The organism is Providencia sp. 6390 (genome assembly GCF_058148425.1).
The window spans coordinates 140,180-151,529 of sequence record NZ_JBYVYL010000009.1; the positions used below are offsets into that span (position 1 = coordinate 140,180).

Below are 11,350 nucleotides of genomic sequence, written 5' to 3' on the forward strand. Positions count from 1 at the left end.
TCACCCCACTAATGCAAGAACACGCAATGGACTACCTGAACCCCCTTCAATTTTTAATGGTGCCGCAACGATAACCACACCCGTTGCAGGTAATTGATCGAGGTTTTTCAAGCACTGTAAGCCATACTTATTATTGCCATGCATCAAGGTATGGCATGGATAAGGGATCGGCCAACTATAGGACTGGCCTGCATCGGTATTGATGGTTTCAACACCAAACCCTTTCACATCACGCTGATGTATCAACCATTCAACCGCTTCTTGTGAAGGGCCCGGTGTATGTGCGCCATCTTCACGCATATTGACGTAAGCTTCTGGGTTATCGGCCTTTTTAGACCAATCCGTTCTCAATAGTACCCATGCTGCCGCAGGAATTTTACCGTGCTGAGATTCCCATTTTTGTAAGAATTCAACGGTTAATACCCAATCCGCGTTTTCTGCTACTTCTTTACTGGCATCAATAACCACGGCAGGGGCAATAAAATGCTGTAGTGGAATAGTATCGACTGTATTGTTCGCCTGATCTTTACCGCTGATCCAATGAATAGGTGCATCAAAGTGGGTGCCTGTATGTTCCCCACAACTGAAGTTGTTCCAATACCATGCAGGGCCATTGTCATCGTAGCGAGAGATTTGCTCCATGCTAAATGACCATACCTGACCAAACTGTTCGGGTAGCTGCAAAGCTGGAAATGACGGTGACAATGTTTGAGTCAGATCGACAATGCGAATGTGACCTTTTTGTAACTCCGTTGCGAATGACATTAAGGTTTGCTGGTTCATCGTGTCTCCTGCGCTTATTGCGCGTCATGTAGGGCAGTAAAACTACCGCCGTGGAAAACTAAAGGTTTGCCTGCTTCGCTACCGATGCGGCGTACATGACCAACCATTAATAAGTGGTCACCGATATGATCTTGTTTGTGGTTTTCACAGACTAATGTGGCGATAGCCCCACGTAATGCAGGCATGCCTTCTGGCGTTATATGCACAGCAACATCTTCAAATTTGTTGGTGATACGTGGGTTAGCAAATCGTAACGCGAGCTCTTGGTGATCTTTGCCCAATATATTGATGGTGAAATGAGTGCAATCACGAAATACGTCTAAGTTGGGTGAATGATTGACTAAGCTCCATAACACTAATGGCGGATCAAGAGACAGCGATGCAAATGAATTGATCGTCAGCCCAACATCACGCCCATCGGCAGTACGCGTCGTAACAATCGCTACTCCTGTTGGGTAACATCCCAACAGGTTACGCAATACTTTCGATTCAAACTCAGTATGTCCCCATTCGCTTTCACACATTGTTCTATCCTCTGCAATCATTGACATACGCTTATCTCCTGTTATGACGCACGCGCATCTTCCGTCATTAATGACTGAATGTAGGCTTCACAAGCGTGCCCATCCTTCCACCATGGAAACAGCACTGGAGGGTAGTTAAAGGCATTTGCGATAGTGTGTGATAAGGCAGGCAGCTGTTGCGCAGCACCCAATAAATTGAGGATATGTGGCTCCGGTGGTGCTAACAGTGAGTTGGTCCACTCAACCACATGACGGCCATATTTCCAGAACTGCTCAAATGTGTCGTTCATCCACTGCGCAGTGAATGGTTTGTCGCCATGAGCGAGGATCGCATCATAGTAGACTTTACACGCCTTAGTGGCATTGTTTGACCCTTGCCCTGTGAGTGGATCATTCGTTACCAAGGCATCTCCTAGGCCAAACACTTGCTTGCCTGAAGGTAATGTCAGCACAGGTTTACGCACTGTCGGTGCAAAACGACCCGCTAATATGCCGTTATCATCCGTTAATTCAATATGGCGACAACGTTCTGCTTCCCACGGTAAGTAGGTATCAAGGATCTTTTTACTGTAGGCCAAATGTTCTTGTGGTGTTCTTGCCTCATTCCACTGATCCATTGGCCCGCCGGGGATCCCTTCAAATACCATAATGTGGCAGGCACCCGTTGTGGTCAGTGATGGGAATACGAAGTATTCGCCGACACCGGGGATCAAATTAAAAGAAACTTGAGAGAATTCAGGTGTTGGTGTCATGCCATGTACATAAGTCAACGCCAACGCACGCTGTGGCTTATCATAAGGGGAACGTGTTGCATCACGTTCTAATAATTTAACGATCTCCCCTTTGCCGCCCGCGAGCACCACCAGATCATGAGTTTCAGCCAGTTTTTCTAACTCAGCAATACCGACATCTTCAATACGTAAATTACCGCCACGAGCGGCAAACAGCTCCATCCAGTAGGGCATTTTGATACGCTGATCAACGGCTTGTGCATAATTATCTAAACGTGAGCGCCATGTGATGGCTTTTTCACCACATTTTTCTGGGTTTGGAACGGTAAAACCGATACCTTCAACAGGAGGGCATTCATCTTCCCAAAAGTTAATGCCAAGATCGCGTTCAAACTGTAATGAGATATCAAACATGCACTGGCTTGACATCACGCGACCATTTTTAACATCATCAGGGGTTCTGTTGGTGGCAACAGTAACTTGATAACCTTTATCGAGCAGGCCAAGTGCCAATGGCATCCCCGCCTGACCACCACCTACGATTGCTATACGACGCATAGTTATTTCCTCAATACTATTTAACAAAATGAAGGCTGCTAAGTGTTACTCAGCAAGACGTGGGATTGCGGGTTTGGCTTGTTCTGGCCCCATAGCGGAGTAACCGCCATCGACTGCATAGTCAGCACCAGTGACAAAACTGGCGAGATCAGACAATAAGAAAGCAACGACTTGAGCGACCTCTTCTGGGTCACCAACGCGTTTTAGTAAGTGATAATCGGCAGCAACACGGTCGGTTTTTTGGCGATCACCGCCAGTGATTTCATCCATCACACGAGACCACGTCCAACCGGGGGAAACAGAGTTCACTCGGATACCATCTGCTGCATAATCCATTGCTTGACTGCGAGTCACTTCAAGCATGGTTGCTTTAGAAGCGGGATATAACCAGCGGCCCGTTTGCGCCACTGAAGAAGAGATGCTAGTAAAGTTAACAATTGCACCTTTACCGGCCCTCACAAAATGAGGTTGAGCAAATTGTGCCGCCATAACGGCACTAACAACGTTTATATTCAAGGCAGTTAGCCAATCCTGCCTTGTGGATGACTGGCCTTCATCAAGGTAAGTGGCGGCCAGATTGACTAAAAAATCCAGTTGACCGTATTTTTGTGCAACACGATCAATACCCTGTTTAAGCTGCTGATCGTCGGTAATATCAATAGTCAAAAAATCAATATTTGGCTCTGATTGAGCCACTTTTTCACCATTGGTTTGGTCAATATCAAAAATAGTGACTTTAACGCCATATGAACTCAATATTTTAGCGACAGTCGCGCCGATCTTAGTTGCACCGCCCGTGACAATGGCAATTTTGCTGTTCAAACCTTTCATGTGTTGTGCCCTCTTTGCGCTCATCCACTCACAATAAATTCACAATTAATTAACATGAGGCATGATTACGTAAAAAAGGGAAAAAGCTGTAGCCACTGTACGCAATAATTATCCATACAGCGCGGTAATTTTAAATTTAAGGCAATGATATTATTGAATAAATATCCAATTCCAGCATTGAATATCCGATTTATGAAAACTGTGATTTATGAAGGGAAATAACACCAATCAAAAAAAGAGCACTGTTATTATTAACAACAGTGCTCTTTTTTTATTTCTTTTTAATTAATAGTGGCAATAGCAATACTGCTGATAACAAGGTGGCAATGATCATCGCCATAAAGAAACCATTCCATCCGGTGCTTTCGATAATTTTAGCCAGTGGATAGCCCGATAACGCCGCGCCTAAGTAACCAAACAAGCCAACAAACCCAGTTGCGGCTCCAGCGGAATCTTTATGAGAGGCTTCTGCTGCTGCCATACCAATCAACATTTGTGGGCCAAAAATAAAGAACCCAACAAAGAAGAAACAGACTGATATCAGCAGGTATCCCATTTCAGGGAATAACCATAAGAAGGCCGCGACAACACCAATACCGACCATAAAAATAATGTTCATTGGTGTTCGATTTCCTTTAAAGAAAAAGTCCGACCCCCAACCTGCAACTAAGGTACCAATAAAACCACCGATTTCGAGAAAAGAAAGTGCAGAGTTGGCTTTAATTAAATCATAGCCATATTCTTCAACTAAATATAAGTTAGTCCAATCATTTAGCCCAATACGCACGATGTAAACAAGAATATAAGAGGCAGCTAATAACCAGACATATTTATTGGTGAAAATATATTGTACTAATATCGGCCAAAGTTTTAATTTGCGGCTAGAGGCTTCTTGTTGTAATTCGAGTTGGTCATTACGCCAATGCCCAACGGTAGGAAGCCCCATTGTGGAGGGTTTATCACGTAAACGTAAGCAAACAAATAGACCGATAATAATGGCAATCACACCTGGAATATACATCCCGTAACGCCAACCATAATGTACCGCTAAGCCACCCGCTAACAATGGAATAATTGCGCCGCCCACATTATGTGAGGTATTACAAATAGACCACCATAGGCCGCGCTCATTACGTGAATACCATGATGTTAATGATTTAGAGCATGGCGGCCATCCCCAACCTTGGAAAAATGCGTTTAATATCCAGAAGAAGGCGAATAACCACAAACTTGAGCTCATACCAAAAAAGATATTAATAAAACCAGTGATAATCAGCCCCACCCCCATAAAAAAACGGGGGTTCGATGCATCACTCATAATTCCTGAAGCAAAACGCGATACACCGTAAACTAAATAGAATGCGGTCGATAAGATGCCAACATCGGCAATACTAATACCGAGGTCTTTAATCATTTCAGGCATCACATAGTTGAAGCTTTTACGCGTAAAATAGTAAGTCGCATATCCCGCATATAAGGCGATCATAATGTGAATGCGCCAATAACGGTAAAGTTTATCGACCTCTTGTTTATCGGTAATTGGCTCTTGGTCAGGTAATGTTTTTATCCATCGAAACATAACATTCTCCTTAATAATTTTTATTTTTTGAGTGTTATTTGTATTGATGTAGCACATCGAGTGCTTGTTGATGGAGTTCAGGTGTTCCCGCAGCAACCACAGTTTTTCCTGAATGCATGGTTAAAGGTTTACCTTCCCAATCGGTAATTTTTCCGCCGGCACCTTCGATAACAGGCACCAATGCGCAATAGTCCACTTCCCTCATGCCACCGCTATCGATGCTTAAATCGATACGCCCGGTTGCAAGACATGCATAGGAGTAACAAGCTGCGCCATAGACGCGCCATTTTGTTTTTGGAATGATGTGTTCGTAACCTGCACGATGTTCAGGTAGGACCGGTTCGGTGTTGCTTGAAGACATTAAAGCAAGCTCTAGTTGGGTGCATTTGCGCGTTTCAATTGGCAGACCATTTAATGTTGAAGGATGACCTTTTATACCAATCCAACGCTCTAATACCGCAGGGTGTTCGATGATACCGAGAACAGGTACACCATGATGACAGAGTGAAATTAAGGTGCCATAAATCGGAATTCCTGCAATAAACTGCCGAGTTCCATCAATCGGATCAATGACCCAAGTAAATTCAGACTCTCCTAACTGAAAGCCGTACTCTTCCCCTAAAATATTATGATCAGGGTGGAATGTTTGAATGATTTGACGAATTTCCCGTTCAACATACTGGTCAATCTCAGTCACTGGGCTTTCATCATCTTTAGTATCAAAATAGATATGTTCATAGAGCTTGTTTTTACGATGCTCAGTTAAAATGTAACGCGCCCTGTCCGCCGCAACCTGTGCTGCTTGTAAAAAAATACCATAATCCATACTCGCCTCTCTTTTGTTTATTGTTCTCTGTAACAATCGTCTTAGCGATTGAGAAATGCTCACCACCTGATTGTTTTTGTTGTGTTTTTAAAACATTAATGGTTGCTAACAATACCTCACTTATTTTTATTGTGAAATTATTGTTGCATTTTTGTTTCAAGTTATAGCCTGAGGGATTTTGTTGAGATGGTCTTGATAAGTTTCCATGGAAATGGTGCGCAATTCGGCACAACAGCGAAAAATACTATTCAGAATGGCAAACAAGAAAGAGTCAGTCAGTACTAACCGGAGGAACAGCAAGCAGAAGAAAAAAGAGCCCCGAAAGGCTCACTAATCTATTTTATGTATCAAGAAAGAACACAAACCACCTATAATCTAAAATTATGGTCGCTCCAAAATACGCGCACCGGGTCCTTTTCGGCCCAATACATCATCAGGGTTGCGCAAAGGACAGTCGCTCAATGATAAACAACCACAACCAATACAGTGATCAAGTTCATTTCGCAAACGCGTTAATTGACGAATGCGTTTGTCTAAAGACACTTTCCATTGTGTCGACATTTCCTTCCATTGCTCAGACGTTAATTTGCTGTTAGCTGGAAATTTGCCTAACGCATCTTGGATTTCTTTCAGTGGGATCCCTGTACTTTGTGCCACTTTGATAATGGCAATATAGCGTAAAACGACGGCAGGGAAGCGTCGCTGGTTACCTTGTGTTCTCGTACTTTGGATCAACCCTTTTGATTCATAAAAGTGTACCGTTGAGACGGGTACCCCTGAACGTTTAGCCACCTCACCGACCGTTAATGCCCTTGAATAATCCATCTTTAGCTCACTACTGCCGCGGTTTTTTGTCGCATTTGTGTCTTTCTCTGTCATTTTTAACTGCCTACGCTTGACCTCAACTTAACTTAAGGTTTTATAGTGCCAGCCTCTGAGTTTGTCAATTCAGTTTATACTCGTCATATTTCAAATTGCAGGGCTTTCCGTTTAGGCATAGTGCCTACCTGCACCTCGAATTATTTAGAGTATTACACTATTTGTGGTCTTTATTACGCTGTTAAAGCGCAGAAAGAGTAGGTACTCATAATGAATAAAACAACCATTGTCACACTATGTGCGCTGTTCATCGCTGTCGGTGGTGGCACTGCTATTTATACTTCTTATGCACAAGATGGGGAAAAACAGCAAGCGGCATACCAATACCCGCCAGTAAAAGTTGCTTTAGCACCAGTTACTCAAGACAGTGCACCACGTACATTCTATGGCGTAGGTGAACTTGAAGCAGGTAGCCAAGTGTTTGTTGCCGCGGAAACTAGCGGTCGTATTACCAAAATCGATTTTGATTCAGGCCAGCAAGTCAAAAAAGGCCAATTGTTAGTTCAACTTAATGATGCCGTTGAACAAGCTGATTTAGCGCGCTATCAAGCACAGTTGCGCAATGCCGCGCGTCTATATAATAGAACTCAAACACTCGCCGTTAAAAATTTAGTAGCAGAAGCACAGGTTGATAGTACGCGAGCGGAACGTGATATTGCCCAAGGGCTGATCCGTCAAACTCAAGCGTTGATTGCGCAAAAAGCCATTCGTGCGCCTTTTGATGGCATCATTGGTATTCGTCAGGTGCATGAGGGGCAATACCTGAGCCCAGGAGAAGCCATTGCCAGTTTGGTCGATACTAAAACATTAAAACTCAATTTTTCCCTCGATGAGCAAGCCTCCCCTGAGTTACACATCGGCCAAATTGTCGATATTCATGTTGATGCCTACCCTGAAAAAACCTTTCCAGCCCGTATCAGCGCTATCGATCCTCTTGTCGGTAAATCACGTACTGTTCAATTACAAGCCACCCTTGAGAATAGCGATGGAGCATTAAAGGCGGGAATGTATGCCAACGTTAATGTCGTGCGCCAAGCCGCCAGCCAAGTCCTGACGATACCAGAAACCGCCGTCACTTATACTGCTTATGGCAATACTGTTTTTGTGGCTGAAGGCAATGGTGATGCAATGACCGCTAAACAGGTTTCCGTCAAAACCGGTCAGCGTTGGAATGGGAAAATTGAGATTGAACAAGGCCTGAACGCGAAAGACAAAGTGGTGACTTCTGGACAATTGCGCCTCAATAATGGTTCTGCAATCACCCCTGTCGCACAAGATACGTTAGCCGAAACCCCAGTTAATACTGCTCAAGGTTCATAAGGAGGCGCAATGAAATTTACCGATATTTTTGTTCGTCGCCCTGTATTAGCACTCGTGGTAAGTTCGCTAATTGTACTCATGGGACTGTTTGCCTTAAGTAAGCTTCCTATTCGCCAATACCCACAGTTAGAAAGCTCAACGATCACTATTACAACACAATACCCCGGAGCATCTGCAAATCTAATGCAAGGCTTTGTCACTCAGCCGATTGCGCAAGCTGTTTCATCTGTTGAAGGCGTTGATTATTTATCTTCTTCATCGGTACAAGGGAGTAGTTTAGTGACGGTAAGAATGGAGCTAAACCGCGATTCTACCCAAGCACTTGCACAAGTGATGGCAAAGGTGAATCAGGTGCGCTACAAGTTACCAAAAGAAGCTTATGATCCGGTTATTGAGCTCTCTTCAGGTGAATCAACCGCGGTCGCTTATATTGGATTTTCGAGTACAACACTGTCGATCCCTGCTTTAACCGATTATTTATCACGCGTTGTTGAGCCAATGTATTCATCAATAGAAGGTGTTGCGAAAGTACAAGTGTTCGGTGGTCAACAATTGGCAATGCGTTTGTGGTTAGATGCCGATAAGCTAGCCGGTCGAGGTTTGTCCGCAGCAGATGTTGCGCAAGCCGTCAGACAAAACAACTACCAAGCCGCACCGGGTAAAGTCAAAGGCGAGTATGTTATCTCTAACGTTTACGTCAATACGGATCTCACCAATGTCACTGAATTCCAAGATTTGGTGATCCGCAATGATGGTAACGGGTTAGTTCGCTTACGTGATGTAGGAACGATTGAACTGGGTGCTGCATCCACAGAAACCAGTGGTTTGATGAATGGTGAACCCGCTATTTATTTAGGATTGTTTGCAACACCAACAGGAAACCCGTTAGTCATTGTGGATGGCATGAAACAACTAATGCCTGATATCGTCAAAACATTGCCACCAAATGTGAAAGTTGAGATGGCATTTGAAACATCACGCTTTATCAAAGCGTCTATCGATCAGGTCTTCCATACCCTTATTGAAGCATTACTGATTGTTATTGCGGTGATTTACCTCTGCTTAGGCTCCATTCGTAGCGTAATTATTCCAATATTGGCGATCCCATTATCTATGCTAGGCGCTGCTGCTTTGATGATGGCGTTTGGTTTCAGTATTAATCTGCTCACTTTACTCGCCATGGTGCTAGCGATTGGTTTAGTTGTCGATGATGCGATAGTCGTTGTTGAGAATGTGCATCGCCATATTGAAGAAGGAAAATCCCCCGTATTGGCAGCCTTGATTGGCGCAAGGGAAGTGGCAGGCCCCGTTATTGCAATGACGATTACCTTAGCCGCAGTTTATGCACCTATTGGCCTGATGTCTGGTTTAACGGGGGCTTTATTTAAGGAGTTCGCCTTAACCCTAGCAGGTTCAGTCATCGTTTCTGGTATTGTCGCTTTAACATTGTCGCCCGTCATGAGCTCATTTATGTTGAATTCAAAACAGAATGAAGGCCGCATGGCACACATGGCTGAACGATTTTTTAATTTCCTTGCGCATTACTACACGAAGGGGCTCAATTTTTCTCTGAAGCATCGTTGGATCACAGGTATTGTCGCTATCATCGTGTTTGTTAGCCTACCTGTATTGTATCAATCAGCCCCTCGCGAACTTGCCCCTGTTGAGGATCAATCCGCTGTTCTGACTGCAATCAAATCACCGCAACATGCAAACTTAGAGTATGTAGAGCGCTTCTCGCGCAAGCTGCACGATGTGATGATGGCATTACCTGAAACAGAAAGCACTTGGATTATTAATGGTACTGACGGTATTTCCGCCAGTTTTGGAGGAACTAACTTAACTTCATGGGAAGAGCGTGAACGCCCAGCTTCCGCCATTCAAGCTGACTTGCAAGGGAAAGTCGGTGATGTTGAAGGTAATAGTATTTTTGTTTTCCAATTACCCGCACTACCCGGATCGACAGGTGGCTTGCCAATACAAATGGTACTCAGAAGCCCACAAGGTTATCCCGTTTTGTATAAAACCATGGAAGAGATCAAACAGCAGGCTCGTGAAAGTGGCTTATTTATGGTGGTTGATAGCGATCTTGATTACAACAATCCTGTTGTTGAAGTCAAAATTAACCGCTCTAAAGCAAATAGTCTTGGCATTAGTATGCAAGATATTGGTGAATCGCTGACGCTATTGGTTGGGGAAAACTACATTAACCGCTTTGGTATGGATGGTCGCTCTTATGATGTGATCCCACAAAGTGTTCGTAGCCAACGTCTCACCCCCGATGCACTATCTCGCCATTATGTTAAAGCACAAGATGGCAGCATGATCCCGCTCTCAACCGTAGTTGATATTAAGACGCAAATTGAGCCCAATAAATTAACTCAATTTAATCAACAAAATGCGGCGATTTTCCAAGCAATACCAGCTCCAGGTATCACTTTAGGGCAAGCCGTCGCTTATTTAGATGATATTGCTAATGAGTTACCCGCAGGTTTCAGCCACGACTGGCAATCAGATTCGCGCCAATATAAACAAGAAGGAAACACCCTCGCCTTTGCGTTTATGGCGGCGCTGATCATCATTTACCTTGTTCTTGCTGCGCAGTATGAAAGCTTAGTGGATCCTTTGATTATTTTAATCACAGTACCGCTTTCAATTTGTGGTGCGTTGATCCCACTGGCACTTGGTTACGCAACGCTCAATATTTATACCCAAATAGGTTTAGTGACACTAATTGGCCTGATCAGTAAACACGGTATTTTGATGGTGGAGTTTGCGAATGAATTACAAGCACATGAAGGCATTGGTAAACGCGAAGCCATTCTAAAAGCAGCGCAAATTCGTTTGCGCCCCATTTTAATGACCACTGCTGCCATGGTGATTGGCTTGGTACCATTACTCTTTGCTACGGGGGCGGGAGCCAATAGCCGCTTTGGGTTAGGTCTGGTGATTGTGACAGGTATGTTAGTCGGCACTCTATTCACCCTGTTTGTGCTACCGACGATTTATTCACTACTCGCTCGTAATCACAGTGCTGCGGCATTAACACCAAGGCGCTATGAGCTTGCAGAGGCAGATCGCTTACTAAAAGAAGATGAGGAGAACGCATCATGAACCATCGCATGACGGATCGTCATTCAAAGAATAGCCGTGCCACTAATGATGTTCCTATCAGTAGCATGAGCAATAGCTTCGCTATATTAATGATTTATCATGGGGTTACCGCTAACGCAGTAAAACCAGAAACGAATAGTAGCTCATCTCAATCATATAGGATCAGAAAGTAGTACCAAAAACAGAAAGCCGTCTATCACTAGGC

10 protein-coding genes are annotated in these 11,350 nt (G+C 44.0%); 3 read left to right on the plus strand and 7 right to left on the minus strand.

Features of this window, described 5'->3' with window-relative positions; translation table 11 throughout:
* The 7 genes from AC3Z9T_RS17700 to soxR all read right to left on the minus strand — a co-directional run bounded on the left by AC3Z9T_RS17700 (position 1) and on the right by soxR (position 6,711).
* Complete coding sequence (locus AC3Z9T_RS17700; RefSeq protein ID WP_490127412.1) at positions 1-783, minus strand: cyclase family protein; 783 nt, start codon at positions 781-783, stop codon at positions 1-3.
* A gap of 14 nt (positions 784-797) precedes the next feature.
* Positions 798-1,334: a flavin reductase family protein gene (locus AC3Z9T_RS17705; RefSeq protein ID WP_490127413.1), complete on the minus strand. Its 537-nt coding sequence runs from the start codon at positions 1,332-1,334 to the stop codon at positions 798-800.
* Between the two features lie 14 nt (positions 1,335-1,348).
* Positions 1,349-2,596, minus strand: a complete 1,248-nt coding sequence (locus AC3Z9T_RS17710) for a styrene monooxygenase/indole monooxygenase family protein (protein ID WP_490127414.1) — start codon at positions 2,594-2,596, stop codon at positions 1,349-1,351.
* A gap of 45 nt (positions 2,597-2,641) precedes the next feature.
* Entirely contained in the window at positions 2,642-3,427 is a 786-nt protein-coding gene (locus AC3Z9T_RS17715; protein WP_490127415.1) for an SDR family oxidoreductase, read from the minus strand.
* A gap of 271 nt (positions 3,428-3,698) precedes the next feature.
* Complete coding sequence (gene uhpC, locus AC3Z9T_RS17720; protein ID WP_490127416.1) at positions 3,699-5,006, minus strand: MFS transporter family glucose-6-phosphate receptor UhpC; 1,308 nt, start codon at positions 5,004-5,006, stop codon at positions 3,699-3,701.
* 34 nt (positions 5,007-5,040) lie between these two features.
* Positions 5,041-5,832: an inositol monophosphatase family protein gene (locus AC3Z9T_RS17725; RefSeq protein ID WP_490127417.1), complete on the minus strand. Its 792-nt coding sequence runs from the start codon at positions 5,830-5,832 to the stop codon at positions 5,041-5,043.
* Positions 5,833-6,213: 381 nt separating this feature from the next.
* On the minus strand, positions 6,214-6,711 hold the full coding sequence (soxR, locus tag AC3Z9T_RS17730; RefSeq protein ID WP_490127418.1) for a redox-sensitive transcriptional activator SoxR: 498 nt from the start codon (positions 6,709-6,711) through the stop codon (positions 6,214-6,216).
* A 210-nt stretch (positions 6,712-6,921) separates the two neighbouring features.
* Between soxR and AC3Z9T_RS17735 the strand changes: the two genes are divergently transcribed.
* From AC3Z9T_RS17735 to AC3Z9T_RS17745, 3 genes are read left to right on the plus strand one after another with little or no spacing between them, the layout of a single operon-like run.
* A complete protein-coding gene (locus AC3Z9T_RS17735; protein ID WP_490127419.1) occupies positions 6,922-8,031 on the plus strand; it encodes an efflux RND transporter periplasmic adaptor subunit in 1,110 nt (369 codons plus the stop codon).
* A gap of 9 nt (positions 8,032-8,040) precedes the next feature.
* A complete protein-coding gene (locus AC3Z9T_RS17740) occupies positions 8,041-11,145 on the plus strand; it encodes a MexW/MexI family multidrug efflux RND transporter permease subunit (RefSeq protein ID WP_490127420.1) in 3,105 nt (1,034 codons plus the stop codon).
* On the plus strand, positions 11,142-11,318 hold the full coding sequence (locus tag AC3Z9T_RS17745; RefSeq protein WP_490127421.1) for a hypothetical protein: 177 nt from the start codon (positions 11,142-11,144) through the stop codon (positions 11,316-11,318). Before AC3Z9T_RS17740 ends, AC3Z9T_RS17745 begins: the two co-directional genes overlap by 4 nt.
* Positions 11,319-11,350 lie beyond the last annotated feature (32 nt).